The 23,006-nt window shown below is 59.7% G+C and carries 22 protein-coding genes; 9 read left to right on the forward strand and 13 right to left on the reverse strand.

Features of this window, described 5'->3' with window-relative positions; genetic code table 11:
• Positions 1-134: 134 nt before the first annotated feature.
• A complete protein-coding gene (locus PMI34_RS11140; protein WP_008051050.1) occupies positions 135-1,415 on the forward strand; it encodes an OmpP1/FadL family transporter in 1,281 nt (426 codons plus the stop codon).
• 88 nt (positions 1,416-1,503) lie between these two features.
• Here the strand turns inward: PMI34_RS11140 and PMI34_RS11135 are convergent, their stop codons facing one another.
• From PMI34_RS11135 to PMI34_RS11105, 8 genes are all read right to left on the reverse strand, one after another.
• Positions 1,504-2,055 carry a glutathione peroxidase gene (locus PMI34_RS11135; RefSeq protein WP_008051052.1) on the reverse strand — a complete coding sequence of 184 codons (552 nt, stop codon included), beginning with the start codon at positions 2,053-2,055 and terminating at the stop codon, positions 1,504-1,506.
• Positions 2,056-2,110: 55 nt separating this feature from the next.
• Positions 2,111-2,233, reverse strand: coding sequence for a hypothetical protein (locus PMI34_RS29535; protein ID WP_008051054.1), 123 nt, complete (start codon positions 2,231-2,233; stop codon positions 2,111-2,113).
• A complete protein-coding gene (locus tag PMI34_RS11130; protein ID WP_008051056.1) occupies positions 2,230-3,438 on the reverse strand; it encodes an MFS transporter in 1,209 nt (402 codons plus the stop codon). Before PMI34_RS11130 ends, PMI34_RS29535 begins: the two co-directional genes overlap by 4 nt.
• 52 nt (positions 3,439-3,490) lie before the next feature.
• A complete protein-coding gene (locus PMI34_RS11125; RefSeq protein ID WP_032829730.1) occupies positions 3,491-3,895 on the reverse strand; it encodes a MarR family winged helix-turn-helix transcriptional regulator in 405 nt (134 codons plus the stop codon).
• Positions 3,896-4,064: 169 nt separating this feature from the next.
• Positions 4,065-5,090: a histone deacetylase family protein gene (locus tag PMI34_RS11120; RefSeq protein ID WP_008051059.1), complete on the reverse strand. Its 1,026-nt coding sequence runs from the start codon at positions 5,088-5,090 to the stop codon at positions 4,065-4,067.
• A 64-nt stretch (positions 5,091-5,154) separates the two neighbouring features.
• On the reverse strand, positions 5,155-6,384 hold the full coding sequence (locus PMI34_RS11115; protein ID WP_008051061.1) for a Zn-dependent hydrolase: 1,230 nt from the start codon (positions 6,382-6,384) through the stop codon (positions 5,155-5,157).
• 25 nt (positions 6,385-6,409) lie between these two features.
• Positions 6,410-7,720 (reverse strand): MFS transporter, encoded by a 1,311-nt coding sequence (locus tag PMI34_RS11110; RefSeq protein ID WP_008051063.1) that lies wholly within the window; start codon positions 7,718-7,720, stop codon positions 6,410-6,412.
• 355 nt (positions 7,721-8,075) lie between these two features.
• Positions 8,076-8,849, reverse strand: a complete 774-nt coding sequence (locus PMI34_RS11105; RefSeq protein WP_008051065.1) for a ParA family protein — start codon at positions 8,847-8,849, stop codon at positions 8,076-8,078.
• Positions 8,850-9,028: 179 nt separating this feature from the next.
• Here PMI34_RS11105 and PMI34_RS11100 point away from each other — a divergent pair, with 179 nt between their 5' ends.
• From PMI34_RS11100 to PMI34_RS11075, 6 genes are all read left to right on the forward strand, one after another.
• The gene (locus PMI34_RS11100; RefSeq protein WP_008051067.1) at positions 9,029-9,298 is read left to right on the forward strand and encodes a hypothetical protein; all 270 of its coding nucleotides are present in this window, start codon (positions 9,029-9,031) and stop codon (positions 9,296-9,298) included.
• 368 nt (positions 9,299-9,666) lie between these two features.
• Positions 9,667-10,518 (forward strand): sugar phosphate isomerase/epimerase family protein, encoded by an 852-nt coding sequence (locus PMI34_RS11095; RefSeq protein WP_008051069.1) that lies wholly within the window; start codon positions 9,667-9,669, stop codon positions 10,516-10,518.
• Between the two features lie 14 nt (positions 10,519-10,532).
• Positions 10,533-11,603, forward strand: a complete 1,071-nt coding sequence (locus PMI34_RS11090; protein ID WP_008051071.1) for an isopenicillin N synthase family dioxygenase — start codon at positions 10,533-10,535, stop codon at positions 11,601-11,603.
• A 46-nt stretch (positions 11,604-11,649) separates the two neighbouring features.
• Positions 11,650-12,444, forward strand: coding sequence for an ABC transporter substrate-binding protein (locus PMI34_RS11085; RefSeq protein WP_008051072.1), 795 nt, complete (start codon positions 11,650-11,652; stop codon positions 12,442-12,444).
• 64 nt (positions 12,445-12,508) lie between these two features.
• Entirely contained in the window at positions 12,509-14,056 is a 1,548-nt protein-coding gene (locus tag PMI34_RS11080; RefSeq protein ID WP_008051074.1) for an amino acid ABC transporter permease/ATP-binding protein, read from the forward strand.
• Positions 14,057-14,102: 46 nt separating this feature from the next.
• A complete protein-coding gene (locus PMI34_RS11075) occupies positions 14,103-14,891 on the forward strand; it encodes an SDR family oxidoreductase (RefSeq protein ID WP_008051076.1) in 789 nt (262 codons plus the stop codon).
• 77 nt (positions 14,892-14,968) lie between these two features.
• Here PMI34_RS11075 and PMI34_RS11070 read toward each other — a convergent pair whose 3' ends face one another.
• Genes PMI34_RS11070 through PMI34_RS11050 form a run of 5 tightly spaced genes read right to left on the reverse strand, consistent with a single transcriptional unit; the run spans position 14,969 to position 20,697 of the window.
• The gene (locus PMI34_RS11070; protein ID WP_008051077.1) at positions 14,969-15,802 is read right to left on the reverse strand and encodes a class I SAM-dependent methyltransferase; all 834 of its coding nucleotides are present in this window, start codon (positions 15,800-15,802) and stop codon (positions 14,969-14,971) included.
• On the reverse strand, positions 15,796-16,953 hold the full coding sequence (locus tag PMI34_RS11065; RefSeq protein ID WP_008051078.1) for an acyltransferase family protein: 1,158 nt from the start codon (positions 16,951-16,953) through the stop codon (positions 15,796-15,798). The genes PMI34_RS11070 and PMI34_RS11065 overlap by 7 nt, the downstream gene beginning before the upstream one ends.
• The gene (locus PMI34_RS11060; RefSeq protein ID WP_008051080.1) at positions 16,950-17,834 is read right to left on the reverse strand and encodes a class I SAM-dependent methyltransferase; all 885 of its coding nucleotides are present in this window, start codon (positions 17,832-17,834) and stop codon (positions 16,950-16,952) included. Before PMI34_RS11060 ends, PMI34_RS11065 begins: the two co-directional genes overlap by 4 nt.
• Positions 17,831-19,126 (reverse strand): glycosyltransferase, encoded by a 1,296-nt coding sequence (locus PMI34_RS11055; RefSeq protein ID WP_008051082.1) that lies wholly within the window; start codon positions 19,124-19,126, stop codon positions 17,831-17,833. The genes PMI34_RS11060 and PMI34_RS11055 overlap by 4 nt, the downstream gene beginning before the upstream one ends.
• A complete protein-coding gene (locus PMI34_RS11050) occupies positions 19,120-20,697 on the reverse strand; it encodes a glycosyltransferase (RefSeq protein ID WP_032829731.1) in 1,578 nt (525 codons plus the stop codon). The genes PMI34_RS11055 and PMI34_RS11050 overlap by 7 nt, the downstream gene beginning before the upstream one ends.
• Before the next feature lie 424 nt (positions 20,698-21,121).
• Here PMI34_RS11050 and PMI34_RS11045 point away from each other — a divergent pair, with 424 nt between their 5' ends.
• Both PMI34_RS11045 and gmd read left to right on the forward strand, forming a co-directional pair.
• A complete protein-coding gene (locus PMI34_RS11045; RefSeq protein ID WP_032829733.1) occupies positions 21,122-22,036 on the forward strand; it encodes a GDP-mannose 4,6-dehydratase in 915 nt (304 codons plus the stop codon).
• Positions 22,033-23,004, forward strand: a complete 972-nt coding sequence (gmd, locus tag PMI34_RS11040) for a GDP-mannose 4,6-dehydratase (RefSeq protein ID WP_008051090.1) — start codon at positions 22,033-22,035, stop codon at positions 23,002-23,004. The genes PMI34_RS11045 and gmd overlap by 4 nt, the downstream gene beginning before the upstream one ends.
• The last annotated feature ends 2 nt before the right edge of the window (positions 23,005-23,006 follow it).

Raw genomic sequence — 23,006 nt, forward strand, 5'->3', positions numbered from 1 at the left:
CAAAGATCGCGCAACACGCCGCGAATCTGGTCGGATTGTCCTACAAAACCGCTCTAAATCAAGGCATACAGCCTATGGCGCCGGGACGAAAATGTTGGTAATTTTCGCCCCGGTGATCACCAGGAGTTCTAATAATGAAAAAAGTAATGCTCAAAACCACCATTAGTCTCGCCGTTGCCATGGCATCCACCCAGATCTTTGCAAGTGGCTTTGCCCTCAACGAACAAAGCATCAGCGGGATGGGGTCAGGTTTTGCCGGGCGATCTTCCTCTGCCGACGACGCATCCACCATTTTTGGCAACCCTGCCGGCATGTCGCGCATCAAGCGCGAACAAGTCACCGGCGGTGTTGCAATGATCGACGCACACACCGACATCAGCCACGCAAGCTCCTCCCCGAACAACCATGGCAGCAATGACGGCGACATGGTTCCGTTCATCGCCGTGCCCATGGGTTACTACGTCAAGCCAATCGACGACCATTGGGCCTTCGGTATTGGCATATACGCCCCGTTCGGCCTGGTAACCGACTACGAAAACGGCTTTGAGGGTCGTTACTTCGGCAGCAAGAGCGAAGTCAAGATCGTCACCGTGCAACCGACTGTCAGCTACGCCTTCAACGACAAGGTTTCCATCGGTTTCGGCCCGACCATCAACCGCATCGACGGCACCCTGGAATCGAACATAACGGCCTTGCCGACCTTAACGAATTTGCCCGATGGTCAAGTCAAGATCAAGGGTGACGACACCGCCCTGGGCTACAACATCGGCGTGCTGGTCCAAGCCACCGACAGCACCCGTGTCGGCCTGACCTACCACTCGAAAGTGAAGTACAAGCTCGAGGGTGACACCAAGGTCAACTACAACCTGCTGAGCCTGGTCGGCCAGAACCCGAGCCAGAAATACGATGCTTCGCTGGATGTGACCACGCCTGAATCGGTGGACTTTTCGGTCACTCACCAGCTCGACGACAAGTGGACTCTTTACGCAGGCAGCACCTGGACCCGCTGGAGCCGCCTGAAAGAAATCACCGTTGAAAACAAAGGTGTTCCGGCTGTTCTGAACGGCCAGTTCGGCACCATCACCGAAGAACAGAACTGGCACGACACCTGGGCTCACGCCATCGGCGCGGCCTACCAGTTGAACAAGCAATGGGTACTGCGTACCGGCCTGTCCGTTGACCAGGCACCGACCAACAACGTCAACCGCTCGCCACGCATCCCGACTGGCGATCGCACGATTTTCAGCGTGGGCGCCGGCTGGAGCCCGACCGACGACCTGACCATCGACCTGGCGTACTCGTACCTGCGCGAGGAATCGGTCAAGGTCAACGGCGACGACCATAACCAGAAATACAACGCCAAGTATGAAAACTACGCGAACGGTTTCGGTCTCGGCGCGACCTACCGCTTCTGATGATTCCCGGCGAGCCTGAACCGCTCGCCACCGGAATCAAAAAAGCCCCGCTCTCTTCACAGAGGCGGGGCTTTTTAGTGGGTGCGGATCAAGGTTGTGAAGCCAGGGCTTGTTCCACCGCTGCAATGAATTCGGGATCATCGGGCCTGGTCAGGCTGGAAAAGTTGGCGATCACCTTACCCTTGCGATCGACCACGTATTTGTAGAAATTCCATTTTGGCGCACTGCTCTGTTCGGCCAGCACCTTGAACAGATGGGTTGCGTCGGCGCCACGTACCGACTGCGGCTCGGTCATAGTGAAAGTCACGCCATAGTTGACGTAACAAACCTTGGCGGTTTCGGCACCGTCCCTGGACTCCTGCTTGAAGTCATTGGACGGAACACCCAGCACTTCCAGCCCCTGTCCTTTGTAACGCTGATTCAGCGCCTCAAGGCTTTTGAACTGCGGGGCGAAACCGCAGAAGCTCGCCGTATTGACCACCACCAGCGGCTTACCTTCATACCGTTGGCACAGGTCGATGGATTCCTTGGCGCGCAGCTTTTGCAGTGATCCTTGCAACAGCTCCGGACACTCGGCCGCGTAGGCCAGCCCGGTAAACGTCAGCAGCCACGCGGGGACTGCAATCGAGCGCATCAGCATGTCGGTGCATCCTTGATAATTCGTCAAAAGCGACGTTACTCGCCCTCGCCGCTCGCTAGCAAGCACCCATGCCCAACTGCATCAGCGCCAGTCCGCCCTGATGCCAGCCCCACCACGACAACGCCAGCAATAAGGCGCAGACGGCGGCAACAGCGATCCGTGGCCAAAGGTTGTTCATATCGCACTCATTTGTGATTGCAGACGCTCTACCGGCCGCTCACGCACCGGCCAGTTGAGGGCAGCGGCCAACAGGCTCAAGAGAATTGCCACTTGCCAGATCAAGTCATAACTCCCGGTTCGGTCATACACCACCCCGCCCAACCAGCCGCCCAGAAACGAGCCGAGTTGATGAAACAGGAAAACAATCCCGCCGAGCATGGACAGGTTTCGTACACCAAACAAGGTCGCCACCGTGCCGTTGGTCAATGGCACCGTCGACAGCCACAAAAAGCCCATGGCCATGCCGAACAAGTAGGCCGTGGTAGTCGTCACCGGCGCCCACAGGAACAATGCAATGACCACCGCCCGCAGCAAATACAGACCGGTGAGCAAACGCGGCTTGGACATGCGCCCGCCGAGCCATCCGGCGGTATAGGTGCCGAAGATGTTGAACAGGCCGATCAGCGCCAGCACCGTGGTGCCGACCGTCGCCGGAAGGTGTTGATCCACCAGATAGGCCGGCAAGTGCACACCGATGAACACCACCTGGAACCCGCACACGAAAAAACCGAACGCCAGCAGCCAGAATCCGGAATGGGAGCAGGCCTCACGCAGCGCTTCCCCAAGGGTCTGTTCGTGGCCCAGGACAGGCAACGGCTTGTCCTTGAGCATGCCCACCAGCGGCACGATCAACGCCACCAGCAAGCCCAGCGCCAGCAGCGCCGCGGACCAGCCAAGCCAGCCGATCAAACCGAGTGTGCCGGGCAGCATTGCGAATTGGCCGAACGAACCGGCCGCGCTGGCAATCCCCATGCCCATGCTGCGTTTTTCCGGCGGCACTGCGCGCCCGACTACCCCCAGGATCACCGAGAACGACGTACCGGACAGTCCGATGCCGATCAGCAGGCCGGCACTCAGGGACAGGGTCAGCGCCGAGTCGGAGAGCCCCATGCAAATCAGCCCGGCCGCGTACAGGACACCACCGATCAGCACCACTTTCGCCGCGCCGAAGCGGTCGGCCAGGGCACCGGTGAACGGCTGAGCCAGGCCCCAGATCAGGTTCTGCAAGGCGATGGCGAAGGCAAAGACTTCACGCCCCCAGCCGAACTCGGCGCTCATCGGCGCCAGAAACAGCCCGAAGCCATGGCGAACGCCCAGCGACAACGCAAGGATCAGCGCACTCCCCAACAGAACCCAACCGCATGTACGCCACATCGATGTCATTGTTGTTCTCCGGTAGCGGGTATATACCCGCTTATGTTCGGAAAAACCGGCTTCACGCCAGTTCGTCCAGCAGCTTCATTAAGGTTTCGCGCTTCTCGGCACCCAGGCGATCGATCAAGCGTTGCTGCGCGGCTTCCCAGGCCGGCAACGCAGCCTTCAGACGCTCCGCCCCGGCCTCGGTCAGCAGGACGATGCGGTTGCGCATGTCCTCGCCCTCGACCAGCGTCACCAGGCCATCACCCTCCAGCACCCGCAAATTGCGCCCCAGGGTGCTGCGATCCAGGCCCATGGCCTCGGCCAGGGTCGAGATGCTCGGCTGATCCAGGCGCTGCAGATTGCACAGCAAAGAATACTGCGCAACGTTGATCCCGAAGCCGTCGAGAGCGCCGTCGTAGTGCCTGCTGACGCCACGGGCGGCGCGACGCAGGTTGATGCATAAACATTGGGAATCGAGCATGGTGCGTGTATATACCCGCGAGTCGGTAAAATCAAGTTGCATGGAAGTGGCAACAGATAGATTGCCATCGCGAGCAAGCTCGCTCCCACAGAGATTTTCGGTGTGCCCACTTTCCTGTCAACAAAAACGAATCCCTAATGAAATAGCTACCCCCTCACACCCTGAAGTCTCAGAGGTGCCACACCCCAGGGCTCACAAAAAATGCCCTGGCGTTATCCTCCAGACTCTCCAGATGATACCCGCCCTCCTGCACAATCAGGCATGGCAACCCCAGGCTGCGAATCCGCTCACCGAGCACGCCGAACCCTTCGCGGGTCACCGCCACCTTGCTTTGCGGGTCCAGCTCGAAAATATCGAAGCCCAGGGACAGCACCAGCACCTCGGCGCCAAAGTCCGTCACCGCCTTCAGCGCTACCTCCAATTGCTCAAGGAAGTCCGCCTCGCTGGCGCCATGGGCCATCGGCAGGTTGAGGTTGAAACCCTCGCCCGCCCCGACACCGCGCTCATCGGAAAAACCTGCGACGCCCGGATAGAAGTTGGTCGGATCGCCGTGCACCGAGACGTAGAGCACGTCATCGCGGTCGTAGAAGATCTCCTGGATCCCTTGCCCGTGATGCATGTCGGTATCCAGCACCGCTACCCGAGAAAAACCGCCGCGTAATACCTGCGCCGCCACCGCCGCATTGTTCACATAGCAGAAACCACCCGCCGCTTCGGCCCGGGCGTGGTGACCCGGCGGACGACACAGGGCATAGGCTGCCGGCTCGCCATCGAGCAACGCCCGGGCACCGGCGATGGCGCTTTGCGCCGACCAGTAGGCCGAACGCCAGGTCCGCTCGCCCACCGGGCAGCTGCCATCGGCCAGATAGCGCGCCGCTTGCGCGAGAATCCCGCGCAGGGCATTGGGTTCGCGGACAAAGATGTTCGACATCACCTCGTCGCCCCAGTCCTCGGGAATCTCTTTCCAGTGCTGGTGGGCCTCCTGCAAAAACGTGAGGTACGGCGCACCGTGCACCGCCAACAGTGGATCAAGCCCGGCATCGGCCGGTTGCTCGACCTTGAAACCCAATGCGTGAGACGCCTGCACCAGACGCTGCGCGCGCTCCGGCACTTCCTGCGGCGTGCGCATCTGACCACGGGAGTAGTAACTGCGTGGATGGTGGAGCAATTGTTCGGGGTGGAAAAAACTGCGCATGGGGTTATTTCCTGTCAGTTAACGTAAATCTTGAAGGCGGACGCATTCTCACAGTGTCCTGCGTTCAGTCGATTTTTTCGGCGCGGGCCAACACCGCGTTGAGCAGCACATCCGTGCCCTGGCGCACGTCTTCAGGCAGCACGTCTTCGGCTTCGTTGTGGCTCAGGCCGCCCACGCACGGGATGAACACCATGGCCGTCGGGCAGTACCGCGCCAGGTGGATCGCGTCATGCCCGGCGCCGCTGACAATCGATTGCTGAGCGTAGCCCAAGGCGTCTACGGCCTGTTGCACCGCCGCCACGCAGTCGGCGTCGAACGGCGTCGCCGGGCTGATCCAGTGCGGGGTGATCGCCAGTTTCAAACCGCGAGCGTCGGCTATCACCTGAAGTCGTGCACGGACCTGTTGCTCCATCGCCTCGATGGTTTCATCCCGGTGATGACGCAGGTCGACGGTGAAGTTCACCAGCCCCGCAATGGTGTTGCGTGACGACTTGTTGATGCTCAACTCGCCGACCGTGGTCAGACCTTCGGGGGCAAAGTCCGTCGCCAGGCCTTCGATGGCCTGGATCATCTGCGCCACGCCGTACAAGGCATCCTTGCGCAGCGGCATAGGCGTGGTGCCGGCGTGGGCCGCCATGCCTTCGACCCGTACGTCAAGCCAGCGAATCGCCTGGCCGCCGCTAACCACGCCGATGCTCTTGGCGTTGTCTTCGAGGATCGGCCCTTGCTCGATGTGGGCTTCAAAGTACGCATCCACCGCGCCGCCCAGCGGACGCTCGCCGGCATAACCGGTACGTTGCAGCGCCTCGGCGACGCTGATGCCATCGATGTCACGCATCGCCAGCGCGGCGTCCAGCGCCATGATGCCGGTGAACACCGCCGAGCCGAACATCGCCGGGGTGAAGCGTGCGCCTTCTTCGTTGGTCCACACCGCCACTTCCAGCGGCTTGCGGGTCTGGATGCCCAGATCGTTCAGGCAACGCACCACCTCCAGGCCGGCGAGCACGCCATACACACCATCAAACCGTCCGCCTTCGGGCTGGGTGTCGAGGTGGCTGCCCATCATCACCGGGGCAGCGTCAGGATCGGTGCCGGCGCGACGGGCGAACAGGTTGCCGATGGCATCCACGCTCAGGGTCATGCCGGCTTCGCGGCACCAGTGGGCAAACAGTTCGCGACCGGCCTTGTCCTCGTCGCTCAGGGCCAGGCGGCAGCTGCCACCACGGGCGGTAGCGCCGATTTCGGCCATCGCCATCAGACTCGCCCAGAGGCGTTCGCCATTGATCTTCAACATGTGTTTCTCCAGGAAAACTCAGGGGTCAGGCCTTGGCCAGTTCGATGCGTTCGGCGCTGGCATGGCGACGGGCAAGGGCCAGCACACACAGCAGCGAAGTCGCGGCGATCAGGCTGTAGAACACCGCCATCGGCCACCACTGGCCGGCGAACCTGTGCGCCAGCAGCGTGCCGATCAACGGCGTCAGTCCACCGGCCAGCGCACCGCAAATCTGGTACGCCAGGGAAATAGCCGTGTAGCGCACGCGGGTCTCGAACATGCCGCTGACATAACCGGCGATCACCGCATAGAACGACGCCATGCACACCACCGCCAAGGCAATGCCGAGGATGATCAGCGGCGCCTGGGCCGAACTGACCAGCACGAACATCGGGTACGGCGAAGCCATGGCCAGCAGCGACACCAGGCACAGGAAGCGGGTCGCGCCTAACTTCTCGGCGACCCAGGCCGCCAGCGGTTGAATGCAGAACTGGATGATCGCGACGACGAACAGGCACTCAAGGATCAACGAGCGTGGAAGTTCGAGTTGCTGGGTGGTGTAGGCGATCATGAAGGTGTTGGTGAAATACACCCCGGCAATCCCCAGGGTATTGGCGCCGATGCACAACAGCAGAGGACGCCACGCAGTGCGCAGCACCTCCATGACCGGCGCCTGCTCCTTGCGCTGGCTTTTGCTGGCCTGCTCGCGGCTGGCAAGAAACTCCGGCGACTCATTGACCCCCAGACGAATCGCCAGGCCCACCAGCAGCAACAGCGAACTGGCCAGGAACGGCAAGCGCCAGCCCCAGCTCATCAGGTCTTCTTCCGGTAAACGGGTGACAGCGCTGAAGGCCAGCAGTGACAGGATCAAACCCGCCGGGCTACCCAGTTGCGCAAACGAGGCGAAGAAATTGCGCCGGCCTTTCGGCGCATGCTCGCCGGCCATCAACACCGCCCCGCCCCACTCGCCACCCACGGCGATACCCTGGACGATGCGCAGCAGAATCAGCAGCACCGGCGCAGCGGCGCCGATTTGCGCGTAGGTCGGCAGCAGGCCGATGCACACCGTGACCACGCCCATCATCAACAAGGTGATGATCAGCGACTTCTTGCGACCGATGCGGTCACCGATATGACCGAAGACAATCCCACCCAACGGCCGTGCAAAAAAGCCCACGGCGAAGGTGCCGAAAGCGGCCATGGTGCTGAACAGCTTGTCGTCGGAGGGGAAGAACAGCGCGCCGAACACCAGCGCGGCGGCGGTGGCATAGATGTAAAAGTCGTACCACTCGATCATGGTGCCAATGAAGGCAGCGGCTGCCGCACGGCGTGGCTGGGACGAAGCGGGAGGCTTCATGGGGGGACTCCTTTGGTTATTTTTCTGGGCAGGAGAGAAACGGCAAATCCGCGGCGCTCTGGCGGCGCCGGTCTGGGGATGATTTTTCGTTTCAGGACCATGATTAGTCAATTTTCTATTTATTATTCGAAGTATTACTAGAACTTATAATAGAGAGCGGCATCCATCTGTGAACTTCGACAAGCTGGGGACGAAATGCAAAGACTGAAAATGCGGCGTCCAAAAAACGCTGGCAAAAAAAAGGCCGCCCCAAAGGCGGCCAGGAAAACAGGTGTTTATTCAAAGCAGGAGCTGGCGATTGCGCGCGAGTTATCGTACTGGCCTTTCGATTTCAATTTTATGTTCAGCGCACGGATCAACCGGCTCTTTCCAAAGCGGAAAACAGGCTGACGAATTCCAATGAAAGCTTATGGCGTGGCGCCAGATGGATCATAGGCACCGACGCTTCATGGGACTCACGCATTTTGACCGTGCTGCTCAAATAATCCGGCAACACGGGCAAGCCTTCTGCCACCAACTCGTCGATCAGCATCTGGTGCAAACTGGCTCGCGCCACAAATTGGTTGACCACCACTCCCTCCACAATCAACGACTCATTATGGTCAGCTCGCAACTCGGCCACTTGCGCGATGACGCTGTAGAGCGCCTGACGGGAAAAGCTGTCGCAATCGAATGGAATCAGCACGCGGTCGGCGGCGATCAATGCGCTGAAGGTATAGAAATTCAGGGACGGAGGCGTATCGATGTAAATGCGTTCGTAATCTTCGGAAAGCTCCACCAACAAGCGGCGCAGCTTATTGATCTTGAATTTCGACTCAAGCTTTGACTGCAGGTCGGCAAGCTCGCGGCTAGCGGTGACCAGGTGCAGATTGTCGTAGCGAGTATCCGTGATGGCCACCCGATTCTTTTTGCTGGCCGGACCGCTGGATAAGGTTTGCTTGAAGAAATCGGCAATCCCCACAGGGATATCATCGCCTGTCAGCCCTGTCAGGTAGTGGGTCGAGTTAGCCTGGGGATCGAGATCCACCAGCAGCGTCCTGTAGCCTTCAGCAGCACTGACAGCCGCGAGATTGCAGGCGATGCTTGATTTGCCAACGCCTCCTTTTTGATTGAACACAGCTCGACGCATGGGGGAGTTAACCTGAAAAAGATCTCCCTCGATCATAGGATTGAAACATTTCAGTAATATTTCTAAGCGACAATTTTGTTTCATTTTTAAGACAGCAACTGCCATTCCCTGACTGCGTCATCCGACATGCAGTCAACGATAGGCGTGCCTGTACTTATGGCATTACAAGGAGGTCGACAATGCAATGTTCACTGGATGAAATACGCCACCAGATCCTGGACGCACAACCCGTGTTGAAACGACTCGATATCGAGATGGAAGGGATTCAGTTTGATCCGCTGGTGCCTTCAAGCGTCACTGCTGCCTACGCCAAGGTAGATCGGGTGATTGAGCATCTGTTGGCCCGGTTCAAGGCAAACCCCATCCTTGGGCCGTTAACGACAGAGCTGAAGTCCCAATATCTTGATGGCATTCGAGCGAAGGTAGCGCATGCCAGGAATGGCAAGTAGCCTGGAACTTCGTCGGCAGCGACCGGTTGAATCCGGTCAGTCTGGAAGGACCGACTTTTTCAGCAGAATCGAGCAAAAGCTAACCCTCAGCGGCCCGGTGTCGCTTGGGACTCTTCAAAATGATGCCGTAACAATGGCATCTCTCGCTAATAGCCAGCGTAGACACGTTCTCGCCGATAGAAACCCTCCTTGGCAGCGCTATAAGTAGCTAGCTATTTGTTAATAAAAGTCTGAAGTATTCATTTGAACTTTCGGATTCTTTCAGTCTGCGGCCTGTGCCTAACATCGACTCCACAGCGAACCAGCCTATTGGCCTGGCGCCGTCGAAGTGCTTTTGCAGCAGGCCCTGGGATTTTTGAGGATCACCGATGAAGCTGGAAATTTTCCGCACGCTGTGGGGTTACACCGCCAGCAAGGCTCAAGCGCTCGAGGAGTTGCTGCACGCGGGCTTCGATGGCATGGAAGCACGCCTGCCACTGGACGCCCGTGAACGGGCCGAGTTCGCCGCCTTTCTCCAGGCCAATCGCCTGGGCTATATCAGCACGGTCTTCACTGCGTACGACGTGTTGCCGGATCAATCGGCAACCCCTGCCGTGCACCTCAATGACCTCGACCAGAAACTCGCCTGGGCCGCCGAGCTCGGCCCACGCTTCGTCAACGTGCTGGCGGGCAACGATCGCTGGTCCTTGCCACAGCAAGTGGAGTTTTTCGGTCAGGCGCTGGATCTGGCGCGCAAGCACGGCCAGGTCTGCAGTTTCGAAACCCACCGCTCGCGTTCGCTGTTCAACCCCTGGGTAACCCTGGAGTTGATCCGGCAATTGCCCGAGCTGTTGTTCACCAGTGACATCAGCCATTGGGTGGTGACCTGCGAGCGCCTGTTGAATGACCCGGCCGATGACCTCAGTGCTTTCATCGAGCGGGTTCACCATATCCAGGCCCGGGTCGGTTATGACCAGGGCCCGCAGGTTCCGCACCCGGCGGCTCCCGAATATGCAAGGGAACTGGCCTTCCATCAGCAGCACTGGGAAAGCATCTGGCGCTCGCAGCAAGCCCGCGGTTACCAGGTCAGCACCCTGACCCCGGAATTCGGCGCCGACGGCTACCTGCATCATTTGCCCTTCACCAATGTCCCGGTCGCCGACCTGTGGTCATTGAACGTGTGGATGGGCCAGACCGAGCGTGAACACTTCGACCGTTTCAGCCATTCAAGCCATCCTTAGGGAGCCGATGCGTCATGCCTGACAACAAAAACAACAGCGCAAGCACTGACACACACAAAGCCAACTTCAACAGCATACCGGTGGTCAACATCGCCGGTCTGTTCAGCTTTGAACTGGAACACCGCCTGGCCGTGGCCGAACAATTGGGGCGCGCCGCCAGCGAAGTCGGGTTTCTCTATATCACCAACCACGGTATCGACCCGCAACTGATCGCCAACCTGCGCAAGGCGGCCAAGGACTTTTTCGACCAGCCCCTGGACGCCAAGATGCGCCACTACATCGGCACCTCGCAAACCCACAAGGGCTTTGTGCCCGAAGGCGAAGAGGTCTACTCCAAGGGCAAGCCGGACCACAAGGAAGCCTTCGACGTCGGCTTCGAAGTCCCGGCCGACGACCCGCTGGTGCTGGCCAACACCCCCTTGCTGGGGCCCAACGACTGGCCGCAACTGGCAGGTTTCAAGGCCTCGGTGCAGGCCTACTATGAAGCGATCTTCGCCCTGGGCCGGCGCCTGTTCAGCGGCTTCGCCCTGACCCTGGGGCTGCAAGAAAACTATTTCGACAGCCTGGTTACCCGTCCGCCGTCCAAGCTGCGCCTGATCCACTACCCCTTCGACGGCGCAGCCCATGACGCACCGGGTCTTGGCGCCCATACTGATTACGAGTGCTTCACCATCCTTTTGGCCGACAAACCGGGCCTTGAGGTGATGAACAATCTTGGCCAATGGATCGATGCACCACCGATTGCCGATGCCTTTGTGGTCAACATCGGCGACATGCTGGAAGTGATGACGGCAGGCGCTTTCGTTGCCACCGCGCACCGGGTGCGCAGCGTGAAGGAGGAGCGTTATTCCTTCCCGCTGTTTTATGCCTGCGACTATCACACCCAGATCAGACCGCTGCCCGGTTTCGCCCAGGCAGGCAACGACTACGAAGAAATCACCATCGGCGAACACATGTATGGCCAGGCGTTGCAGACCTATCAGTATCTGCGCCAGAGGGTGGCCAACGGGGACGTTCAACTGCCAGGCAAGGCACGCAAGCCCGCCAGTTTCGGACATTTGAAAAATCAGGCCCAACCGTCCTGATTGAAGTTTTCAGCTAAACCCCTACCTACGCCGGAGTCAGCACATCATGACAAACAACAAGAAAAACCTTTTGAGCCTGGCTGTATTGGCAGCCGGCATGTTCGGTGCCTCGGTGAGCATGGCCGCGACAGACTCGTTCAAGGTCGGCATGGAGATCACCTACCCTCCCTTCGAGTCCTATGACAAGGACAAAAACGTGGTGGGTTCGGACCCCGAACTGGCAACGTCGCTGGCCAAGCACATGAACGCCAAGGTCGAGTTCGTCGACACCAAGTTCCCGAGCCTGATCCTGGGGCTGAACTCCGGCAAGTACGACGCGATCATTTCCGGCATGTACATCACACCGGAGCGCCAGACCCAGGCCCAGACCATCGCCTACGCCAACACCGGTGCCGCGGTCATGGTACCCAAGGGCAGCGAGATCAATGCGAAAAAACCTGAAGACCTGTGCGGCCTGAAACTGGGCCTGGAACAGGGCACCACCTGGGTCAAGGAATTCAAGAAGCTCTCCGACGAATACTGCGTGCCGAACAACAAAGGCGCGATCACCGTCAGCGAGTACCCCTCGGCCCCCGAAGTGACCCAGGCCCTGCTGTCCAAGAACATCCAGGCCCAGGTTGAAATCGCCGGCGCGGCAAAAATGATCGCGGAAAAGACCAACGGCCGGGTGGTGATCACCACCGAGCATCCGATTTATCAGCAAACCCTGGGCATCTTCGTCAAGAAAGGTAACGACGAAACCTTCCAGGCCGTGCAAAAGGCCTTCGAGGAGAGCAAAAAGAGCGGTGAATACGCCGCGATTCTCCAGAAATATGGCCTGGAAGAACCGACTGCCAACTAAGAACCTGTCCTTTTAGTCTGGTCATCTGCCTCCCCTGCACCGGGGCGGCAGATCGAGGTGCCCCATGCAATTCGATTGGTCGTATTTCTTATCCCTGTTCTCCCTGCCGGACTTCTGGAAGGCCTGCGTCACGGTGGTCCAGCTCAGCGCCCTGGCCTGGTTCATCGGCATGCTGCTGGGTTTTGTCCTGGCCACGGCCAAGCTGTCCCAAACGCCCTTGCTGCGCATTCCCGCTGCGGTCTACATCTGGTTCTTCCGCAGCATCCCGTTGCTGGTGCTGGTGGTCTTCGTCTACAACCTGCCGCAATTGTTTCCCGGCAGCGGACCGATTCTGTCCAACCCCTTCTACGCAGGGTTGCTGGCCCTGGTGGTCACTGAGGCGGCGTACATGGCGGAAATCCATCGCGGTGGCCTGATCTCCGTGGCCAAGGGCCAGAAGGAAGCCGGGCGCGCGCTGGGTGTCGGCCTGCTAGGCATGCAACGCCTTATCGTGATCCCCCAGGCCTTCCGTATTTCGCTGCCCACGCTGATCAATGAATACATCACGGTGGTCAAGCTGACCTCACTGGTCTCGGTCATCTCCCTGACCGAAATCCTCACCGTCGGCCAACGCCTCTATGCCACCAACTTCCTGGTCATGGAGACCCTGGCGGCGGTAGGCGTCTATTACGTGTTGATCGTCACCGTGTTCGGTTATTTCCTGCAGCGCCTGGAGCGCTACCTGGACCTGAACTTCCGCAAGCCGCACACACTCGACGCGGCCACCATCGCCAGGTTCAAGGCCAGCGCCGAAGCCTTGCCCGACACTGCGCGCAAAGCCGCCGGCAACAACACGACGCCCATCCTGCAACTGAAGAACATCCAGAAGAGCTATGGCACCCACAAGGTGCTGATGGGTATCGACCTGAATGTCGAATACGGCCAGGTGGTCTCGATCATCGGGCCATCCGGCTCCGGCAAGACGTCGCTGATCCGCACGGTCAACGGCCTGGAAACCATCGATACCGGCGACATCCTGTTGTTCGGCGAAAAATTCATCGAAGCATCGGACAAACCCAACAGCACCCGCCTGCGCAAAGGCGTGCGGCACATCGGCATGGTGTTCCAGAACTTCAATCTGTTCCCGCACCGCACCATTCTCGACAACGTCACCCTGGCACCCCGTTACCACGGCCAACCGGGCGAACTGAGTGAACATCGTGCCTATGCGCTACTGGACAAGGTCGGCCTGCTGGCCCATGCCCACAAGTACCCGCACCAGCTCTCCGGCGGGCAGCAACAGCGTGTAGCGATCGCTCGGGCCCTGGCGATGGAGCCGCAGATCATGCTGTTCGACGAGCCGACCTCGGCCCTGGACCCGGAACTGGTCAACGACGTGCTGAACGTGATCCGCGACCTGGCCAAAGAGGGCATGACCATGCTGATCGTGACCCACGAAATGGACTTTGCCATGTCGATATCCGACCGGGTCGTATTCATGGAAAACGGTAATATCCAACTGGATGCCGCACCGCAAACCATACGATGCGATGCCGAAGGGGAACGAGTGCGGCGCTTCATGGGCATCAGTACCCGATCGCCCAACCTGTCTGCAACGCTGGATCATGCATGAGCAGGCAACCACTTTCTTCGAGCTTCCTTCATTCAGGAAAACACGCATGAATCTTGGAATAGCAGGACGCTGGGCGCTGGTATGCGCCGCCAGCAAAGGTCTGGGCAAAGCCTGCGCACAGGCACTGGTTAACGAAGGCGTGAACGTGGTGATCACCGCGCGCGGCGAACAGACGCTCAATGAAACAGCCCGTCAGCTCAGGGCGATAAACCCTGAAGTGACGGTCATTGCCGTCGCCGGAGACATTTCGACGCCCGAGGGTCGGGTGGCAGCGCTCAAGGCCCATGAGCATTTCGATATTTTGATCAACAACGCTGGTGGCCCTCCCCCCGGGGATTTCCGCGAATGGAATCGCGACGCCTGGCTCAAGGCGCTGGATGCCAACATGCTGACCCCTATAGAGTTGATCAAGGCAACGGTCGACGGTATGGCGGCACGTGGATTTGGTCGAATCATCAACATCACGTCGAGTGCCGTGAAGTCCCCTATCGAAAGCCTGGGCTTGTCCAACGGCGCGCGCAGTGGTCTGACGGGGTTTGTCGCGGGGCTTGCCCGGCAAGAAAACATTGCCAGTCGCAATGTGACGATCAACAACCTGCAACCGGGCTCCTTCGACACCGATCGACTGCGTGACAACCTGGTCGCTGCTGCCCAGGAGTCAGGGCAAGACAGCGAGGAATTCCTTGACCAATGCCGTAGCGAAATTCCCGCCAAACGCTTCGGCTCAGCCGAGGAGTTCGGTGCGCTGTGTGCCTTCGTATGCAGCAGCCATGCGGGCTACCTGACCGGGCAGAACCTGTTGATTGATGGAGGGGCCGTTCGCTCCAGCCAATAATTGGCCGCCAACCGGATCGGCACCCCATGGCGGTGCCGGACGGCCTGTTGCAGGCCGTCACTCCCACATCGGGTTAATCAGGGTTTGCGCGCAATGATCACCTGACTTTTCGCCACCACCGCATCCAGCGCCTGCTTGATCTGCGCGCCCCGTGGCGAGCCCAAAATAGCCTGCCAGGTATCCGCCCAGTGGTTGAGCAACGGATGGTCCGGGTTGCTGAAATCGACCTTGGCTTCCCAGAACAGCAGCATCCACATCGACCAGTAGAATCCGTACTGGCTGTGGCTGATCACCTCCAGGCCGGCATCACTGACCATGGCCTTGAACTGCTCTTCGCTGATGATGCGGATGTGGTTGGGCTTCTGGAAATACTCCGCTGCCGCAATGTCTTTCTGCAGGTCTTCGGAGCTGGGGTGCGGGACGCTCAGCAGGTACAACGCGCCCGGTTTGCCGACGCGCACCAGTTCAGCGAGGAACTGCGCCGGATCGTCCACGTGCTCGATGACCTCGGTCGACACCACCCGGGTGGCGGTCCCATCGGCAATCGGCAGCGGGTTGCAGTCGGTGACATGACATTCGACGTCGCGAGCTGGTGTATCGCCCAAGCGCTGACGGGTCGCCTCGACCTTGGCCGCGTCGATATCGGCGATGATGATCTTCGCCCCGCGCATCCCGCAGAAATGCACGTTTCCGCCGTCTCCACAGCCGACATCGAGCAGCGTGTCCTCGGGGGTCACCGGGAAACCGGTGAACAGTTCGCCGGTCTGCTGATTGAACCAGCCGCTGAGCATCGCATCGTGCAGGCCGAGCATGTAGGGGTCGACTTTCTCCGCCACTAGCGCCGCGGACGGTGTCTCTGGCTGTACAGGCGCGGGCGTGCCCGCCGTGAGTTTCTTCAAAAGGCTCAGCATGAGGTGGCTCCAGAGGATGGGACGGCTGTTCGGGAGGTGCCCAGGCGTTTGACCAGCGAAGCGCCGCGGTTGCGCATGGGCATTTCAATGAAGCGATAGTTGAGTTCGCTCAGCAGCACGATCAGGCCGCCAGCCATCAGCAACATCAGAATCGGATGGCCAGCCGGACTGGGCAGCCCGGCAGCCTGTAATCGGAAAATGAATTCACGAACCAGCAAGTAGGCCGGGATATGGATCAGGTAAATCCCGTAGGAACGACTGCCGACCCACGTCATCAGGTTTTTGAACACGCCGCGCGACAACAGGTAATCGCGGTTGTAAGAAGCGATCCAGACCAGCAGCGCGCACAGCACCGCAATCACGCCGATCCGGTAAGAAGTGAAGGTGAATCGATCCGTTGCCATGAAGCTGAGCAGCAGCGACACCGTGATCAGTGCGGCAACACCCGCCCATGGACGACGCAAGAATTTTGGCTCCCAGCGCAGGTACGACGGTTGCGTACTCCACATCGCCAACAGCACGCCAAGGGCCAGCGCGTCGGTGCGCACCACCATCAGGATCGGTGTGCGCAAGGTGAACAATTGAACTGCCACCAACGCCAGCAACGCCCACACCAGGTGCTTGCGAAACAGCACGATCATCAGCGGAAACAGCAGATAGAACTGCTCTTCCAGCGACAGGCTCCAGTACACGAAACTGGTGCCATATTCGTAATGATAAAAACTGTCGGCAAAGCGAAAGTTGGCGTACTGGGCGATGCCGGCCAGGGTCGCCTGAAGGTTCGCGTGCAGGGTACCGAACGCACCGGAGCGGTTGAGAAAAAGGCACGCCAGCAACATCAGCGCCAGCCATAACCAGGCCGAAGGCAGCAAACGAAAGGCCCGGCGCAACCAGAAATTGCGCGTCTGTTGCCAATATTCCTGACGCGTTGTGCAGCGGCGCATGGCCGGGATCAGGCTACGGGCAATGACGAAACCCGAGATCGCGAAAAACAGATCCACGCCCCACCACGGCTGGCTGTACAGCGTGATGGCCTGCAACACCGGCACCGCCGCCGCGAACAGGCTGTCCTGCAGGTGATGAAACAGCACGCCAAGCACCGCAATGCCGCGTAGCAACTCGATATCCATGATCCGGTTTTCGTTGCTCATGCGCCCCCCTGGACATGAGGTTTGCGGGCAATGATCACCTGGCTCTTGGGCATGAACCGGTCCAGCATCTGCTTGATGGCCAACCCGTCGGGCTGGGCCAGCAAGTCCTGCCAGGTTTTCGCCCAGCTTTCCATCAACGGTGGATACGGCGCCTGAATCCGGTCGCGAACCGCGCCGCCCAATTCACGCCCGGCAGCCCGCTCGCTGGCCCAGAAAAAAATCATGCCCATGACCCAGAAAAACCCGGTGGCCTGGCGATGCTCGATGACCAGGCCCGCGTCTTCCACCAGCGCGGCGAATCGCTCGGGGCTGAAAATCTGCACGTGATTGGGTGATTGAAAATAGCTGGCCGGAGCGATGCCTTTCTGCAAATGCTCGCCCACCGGGGACGGCACGCTCAGCAGGTACAGAGCGCCGGGGCGGCCCATACGCACCAGTTCGGCCATGAAGGGTTCTGGCTGATCGATGTGTTCGAGCACTTCCATGCACACGACTTTGCTGGCGCACCCATCGGCCAATGGCAGCGGCAAGCTGTTACTGACCAGTCCCAGGTTCGGTTTGTCCGATTGCGCCGCCACTTGCCGGGCAAGCTCGCTGACCTTGTCGTGCTCACTGTCGGTGAAGATCACCGAAGCGCCCTGGCGGACCGCGAACAAGGTCGCCACCCCTTCACCGCAACCGACATCCAGCAAGGTGTCGTCGGCGGTGATGGCAAACCCTTTGAGCAATTCGCCGCTGTCACCCGAAAACCAGCCGTCATGCATTGCATCGTGCAAGCCCACCTCTCTTGGCGACACACGGGATTGCTCGACCGGTGACGGCGCGGGCCGGGGCTCGGGTTTCGTCTCTGGAAAGAAACGTCTGACCAATGCGCGAATCATGCCTCAGGGGTTTCCACGACACGGTTCTCGAACAGGCGCTCAAAAAATACGCCGAGCCTCTGCTCGGCAGTGGCCTGACTGCAGAATTTCCTGAGGCTGGCCACTGCGTGCACGGACATCTGTGCATAACGCCCGGGATCACCCTTGGCCACGTCATAGCTCGATTGGTAAGCCCTGCACAACGACGCCCAATTGGTGACGTAACGCAAGGTACGAAACGCTCTGCGCGGGTCATGAGGCCAGGCCGTCAGCTCATCGGTGGAGTCAATCAGGAATGCATTATCGGCATCCAGATAATCGATCATCGCCGTGGTTCGTGGCGCCACCGCCGGTTTGCCACAGGACATGAACTCCATCAGTGGAAGACATTGGCCTTCGCCGTAGGACGTGTTGACCACGTAACTCGTGGCTTGCACCAGTTGCTCATAGTCCGCGTCAGCCAGATAGCCGTAAATCAGCACGACCCGGCAGCGGTAAGACTGGTTTTTGTACAAGTGGTGAAGGATGTCGGTCAGCGCTTCCTCGGCATCGTGGTGCGTCAGTTTGAGCACCAGCGTTGCGTCGTCCACCTCGCGAAACGTCACGCAAAAGGCGCTGAGCATGTCTTCCCAATTCTTGCGCCCGTCACCGGGGTTGAACACCGAGGTGTAAATCACGCCGTCGAGGATCAACTCGTGTTCACTCGGCGGGGCCTTGAAATCAATACCCGTACCTTCGCGAGTGGCCACGGGGCCGAAGGCTCGCAAGTCGAGTTCGCGGCTGTCGGCCAGCAACCCCTTGAGCTTCAACCGCACCTGGCTGGCCAGGGGCTGACGTTGCAAGTGGGCGCCGCGTTCGGAAAACCGGTCCCATACCGGGGCCGGTACCGCGATGATCGGATAGTCGACGCCCATCGCCTCGCGCACCGCATTCACGGTGTAGCTGGAATGTGTAATCGCCGCACCTGCTGCCTGCAACACCGTGCGCCAGTCATTGAGCGGGTCACCGGCAAAGGGTTCGTTGGGGATGGTGCTGAATTCCCACGCGAACACCGGCAGCGTCGGGCAGGTGAAATTGACCGGCGTGCGATGGGGCGGTGAGAACGACAGGAACACGCACGCTTCACCACGGGATAAACAGTCCATGTACAAGGCATCGACTTCGGCCTGCGGGTCGCTGACTTCTACCACTCGCCCCAGTCGCTCCAGCACGGGTCGGTACTCCTTGAGCACGAAGTAATAGCTGTACTCCGAGCGGCCAAGGTTCTGGGCAATGGTGTGCTGGTTGGTTTCCGAATGAATGATGATCAGCATGAGGCGGTATCCGTCACGGTTGCTGTCGGCAAAGCCTGTGGCGCCAGCCCGAAAAAATCCGCCAAGCGTTTGTGCACCGGGGCGAATGCGCAGTAATCACGCATGCGCTCGACGGCGGCGAGGGACATGCGCTGATACTCCAGCGGTTGTTCCTTGGCCAGGCGGTAGCTGTTTTCGTAAGCGGTTTTCAGCGAACCCCAATCCGGCCGGTAACGCAGGGTGCGGTAGATGATGCGAGTGTCCTGCGGCCAGATGGTCAGCTCTTCGCTGGACTTGACCACAAACGCCACACGCTCATCGATGTAGTCCTCCATGGCCGTGTGATCCGGGGCAATCACCGGTTTACCGCTGGCCATGAACTCCATCAACGGCAGGCACAGCCCTTCGCAGCGCGAGGCATTGACGTAATAACTGACGGCTTCGTACAGCCGGGCGTATTGCGGGTCGTCCAGGTAGCCGTGCATGACCACCACCCGACAGGCGAACGGCGAAAGCTGTGCGAGCAACGTCATCAGTTCGTCGTGGTAGGACGACAGATCGCTTTGGGTAATCTTCAGCACCAGTGTCGCGTCAGACGTTTCACGAAACGCCCAGCAGAATGCGGTGATCAGTTGATGCCAGTTCTTGCGACCGTCACGCGGGTTGAACACGGTGACGTACACCACACCGTCAACCTGTGTTTCGACCTGGGCGGTGGTGTCCGGCCACTGTCGCGGTTCTGGCTCGGGTACTGCAACCGTCTGCGGGCCTGCGATGGCCGGCAACCAGCCAGCGAGACGCTCATGGGCGGCATCCGACAACAAGTCGCGTATTCCTTCCCAATACCACTGACTTAGAAAATGCGTGCGATGCACCGGGACCGGTAGCGATTTACCTTTGTCCAGGCGCCACATATGCAGGTAATGCCGAGCAATCACCAAGCGACGCTTGAGCGTCAGCGGCGGAGGCTTCAATGCCTCCAGCTCGGCCTCGAGCGCCGCCAGTTCCTCGGCGGTCGGCACGACGGGAATCAGTGCATCGGCGCTCAGCCCGAGTGTGCGCGTATCGAAGATGCAACCCTTGATGCCCAGGGTCGAGCCGGCGCTGATCGGGACGCTGGTGTGGCGACTACGAATGTCGGCGAAGTTTTCCCACAACGGCGTCGGCAACACCAACACCGGAAAGTCTTCGCCCATGGTCCGACGAATCGCCCGGGCGGTATGGCTGGAGAGTGTGATCACCCGGCCCTGGCGCGCCAGCATTTGCGTCCAGTCCTGGCGCGGGTCGTTGTCCCATTGTTCATCGGGAATCGAATCAAACTCCCAGGCCACTACGCAGATCGTCGGGCACTCAAGGTCGTTCGGGGTTTTCTGTGGCGGCGTAAACGACAGGAACAGACTGTCTTCGCCGGCGGCCAATAATTGTCTGTAGAGGGGATCGACCTCGGCGGTGGAGGACACCACATGCACTCGCCCAAGGCTTTCGAGTACAGGGCGATACGCCTTGAGCACGAAGTAGTAACTGTACTCGGGACGGCCGAGACTCTGGCTGATGGAGCTGTCGTTGACGTCGGAGTAAAGAATAAAATTCATGGTATCCCACGGTGACGCCGCCATCCCGGCAGCCTCACGCCATGACGGGGAGAACACGGTTCGAGTCAGTGATTACTGGCGCTCGTCCATCGTCTTGCTGCCCGTCTTCGTTCTTGTTTTAGTGGTCAGTTTCTCGCAGTTTCGAAGCGACGCTGCCGAACCCCGGATAATCGTGACGATGGGCATTCTAACCACATCCGTTGAGGATTCGTGAACCGCCCGACGAGAATAAATCAGGCTACGCTGACGAGAACTGACCGGTCACGATTGGACCTGTTGAAATTGCCGAGCAAATGGCACAGATTGACCACCAAACAACTACAACAAACATTTCATCTGTCTTTGCGAGCGATCCTGTTGGTTCGTAAGACCTTTCCATCAAGCCAATCTGGAATGGATGAAATGTATGACCGGGGGGTCGCTGTTGAAAAAGCGTCTGTTTGTCACGGGCCTGACTGGATTCACAGGGCAACACATCCAATCGCGTTTGCAGGCCGATACCTCGGAATGGGAACTTCTGCCTGTTCCTTGCCGCTACGATCTCGCCGCGCCGGACAGCCTCGAAGGCTTGTGGCCGGAATTGCCCGATGCGGTAATTCACCTGGCTGGCCAGACTTTCGTCCCGGACGCCTTTCGTGATCCGGCGCACACCCTGAACGTCAATCTGCTGGGCACCCTGAACCTGCTGCAAGCTCTCAAGGCCCGCGGCTTCACCGGCACGTTCCTGTACGTCAGCTCCGGTGATGTCTATGGCCAGGTCACTGAAGCCGATTTGCCCATCACTGAAATACAGCCTCCCTGCCCGCGCAATCCATACGCTGTGAGCAAACTGTCAGCCGAGTTCCTGAGCCTGCAATGGGGCCTGAGCGAGGACTTGCCCGTACTGGTCGCCCGCCCGTTCAACCACATCGGCACCGGGCAGAAAGACAGCTTCGTCATCGCCAGCGCAGCACGTCAGATCTGCCGGATCAAGCAAGGCCTGCAAGGGCCACAACTGGAGGTCGGGGACATCGATGTCACCCGCGATTTCCTTGATGTCGGGGACGTGGTCTCGGCCTACCTGGCCTTGCTGGAAAAAGGTACACCGGGACAGGTCTACAACATTTGCTCAGGGCGCGAGCAGAGCATTCGCAGTCTGATCGAACAACTGGCGGATCTTGCCCAGGTCGACCTGCAACTGGTCCAGGACCCTGCACGGCTTCGCCGCGCGGATCAGCGGCGTGTGTGTGGCAGCCCTGTGAGGCTGGCCCAGACCACCGGATGGAAATCTGAAATCACAACACAACAATCCCTGCGGGCGATCCTGTCCGACTGGGAGAAGCGAGTACGACAAGAATGACTAAAAGTGCATTGATCACAGGTATCACCGGCCAGGATGGCGCGTATCTGGCCAAACTGCTGCTCGACAAGGGCTACAAGGTCCACGGCCTGGTGGCGCGCCGCAGCAGCGACTCGCGCTGGCGCTTGCGCGAGATGGGGGTCGAGGCGGACATCGTCTACCTGGAAGGCGACATGGCCGATGCCTGTTCAGTGCAGCGCGCGGTGATCAAGTCGGCGCCGGACGAGATCTACAACCTTGCCGCGCAAAGCTTTGTCGCGGCCTCCTGGGATCAACCGGTGACCACCGGCATCGTCGACGGCCTGGGCGTGACCCACCTGCTCGAAGCGATCCGTCAGTTCAGCCCGCACACGCGCTTCTACCAGGCGTCCACCAGCGAAATGTTCGGCCTGATCCAGGCCGAGCAGCAAGACGAGAACACCCCCTTCTATCCGCGCAGCCCTTATGGCGTGGCCAAGCTGTACGGCCACTGGATCACCGTGAACTACCGCGAAAGTTTCAACCTGCACGCCAGCAGCGGCATTCTGTTCAACCATGAATCACCGCTGCGCGGCATCGAGTTCGTGACGCGCAAAGTCACCGACGCCGCCGCCCGCATCAAGCAGGGCAAGCAGCAGGAACTGCGTCTGGGCAACATCGACGCCAAGCGCGACTGGGGCTTTGCCGGGGACTACGTCGAAGCCATGTGGCTGATGCTGCAACAGGACAAGCCCGACGACTTCGTGGTGGCCACCGGTGTGACCACCACCGTGCGCGAGATGTGCCGGATCGCCTTCGATCATGTGGGCCTGAACTACCGCGACTACGTGAAGATCGACCCGGCGTTCTTCCGCCCGGCCGAAGTCGAAGTGCTGCTCGGCAACCCGGCCAAGGCCCAGCGTGTACTGGGCTGGAAACCAAAAACCGATCTGGATGCCTTGATCCGCATGATGATGGATGCGGACATGAAACGCGTCGCCAAGGAGTAGGC

Origin of the sequence: Pseudomonas sp. GM74 (assembly GCF_000282455.1) — a bacterium.
Classification (GTDB): Bacteria; Pseudomonadota; Gammaproteobacteria; order Pseudomonadales; family Pseudomonadaceae; genus Aquipseudomonas.

Coding starts and splice junctions, on each gene's coding strand:
- PMI34_RS11140 (WP_008051050.1), top strand. CDS start 135: ATGAAAAAAGTAATGCTCAAAACCACCATTAGTCTCGCCGTTGCCATG.
- PMI34_RS11135 (WP_008051052.1), bottom strand. CDS start 2,055: ATGCTGATGCGCTCGATTGCAGTCCCCGCGTGGCTGCTGACGTTTACC.
- PMI34_RS29535 (WP_008051054.1), bottom strand. CDS start 2,233: ATGAACAACCTTTGGCCACGGATCGCTGTTGCCGCCGTCTGCGCCTTA.
- PMI34_RS11130 (WP_008051056.1), bottom strand. CDS start 3,438: ATGACATCGATGTGGCGTACATGCGGTTGGGTTCTGTTGGGGAGTGCG.
- PMI34_RS11125 (WP_032829730.1), bottom strand. CDS start 3,895: ATGCTCGATTCCCAATGTTTATGCATCAACCTGCGTCGCGCCGCCCGT.
- PMI34_RS11120 (WP_008051059.1), bottom strand. CDS start 5,090: ATGCGCAGTTTTTTCCACCCCGAACAATTGCTCCACCATCCACGCAGT.
- PMI34_RS11115 (WP_008051061.1), bottom strand. CDS start 6,384: ATGTTGAAGATCAATGGCGAACGCCTCTGGGCGAGTCTGATGGCGATG.
- PMI34_RS11110 (WP_008051063.1), bottom strand. CDS start 7,720: ATGAAGCCTCCCGCTTCGTCCCAGCCACGCCGTGCGGCAGCCGCTGCC.
- PMI34_RS11105 (WP_008051065.1), bottom strand. CDS start 8,849: ATGCGTCGAGCTGTGTTCAATCAAAAAGGAGGCGTTGGCAAATCAAGC.
- PMI34_RS11100 (WP_008051067.1), top strand. CDS start 9,029: ATGCAATGTTCACTGGATGAAATACGCCACCAGATCCTGGACGCACAA.
- PMI34_RS11095 (WP_008051069.1), top strand. CDS start 9,667: ATGAAGCTGGAAATTTTCCGCACGCTGTGGGGTTACACCGCCAGCAAG.
- PMI34_RS11090 (WP_008051071.1), top strand. CDS start 10,533: ATGCCTGACAACAAAAACAACAGCGCAAGCACTGACACACACAAAGCC.
- PMI34_RS11085 (WP_008051072.1), top strand. CDS start 11,650: ATGACAAACAACAAGAAAAACCTTTTGAGCCTGGCTGTATTGGCAGCC.
- PMI34_RS11080 (WP_008051074.1), top strand. CDS start 12,509: ATGCAATTCGATTGGTCGTATTTCTTATCCCTGTTCTCCCTGCCGGAC.
- PMI34_RS11075 (WP_008051076.1), top strand. CDS start 14,103: ATGAATCTTGGAATAGCAGGACGCTGGGCGCTGGTATGCGCCGCCAGC.
- PMI34_RS11070 (WP_008051077.1), bottom strand. CDS start 15,802: ATGCTGAGCCTTTTGAAGAAACTCACGGCGGGCACGCCCGCGCCTGTA.
- PMI34_RS11065 (WP_008051078.1), bottom strand. CDS start 16,953: ATGAGCAACGAAAACCGGATCATGGATATCGAGTTGCTACGCGGCATT.
- PMI34_RS11060 (WP_008051080.1), bottom strand. CDS start 17,834: ATGATTCGCGCATTGGTCAGACGTTTCTTTCCAGAGACGAAACCCGAG.
- PMI34_RS11055 (WP_008051082.1), bottom strand. CDS start 19,126: ATGCTGATCATCATTCATTCGGAAACCAACCAGCACACCATTGCCCAG.
- PMI34_RS11050 (WP_032829731.1), bottom strand. CDS start 20,697: ATGAATTTTATTCTTTACTCCGACGTCAACGACAGCTCCATCAGCCAG.
- gmd (WP_008051090.1), top strand. CDS start 22,033: ATGACTAAAAGTGCATTGATCACAGGTATCACCGGCCAGGATGGCGCG.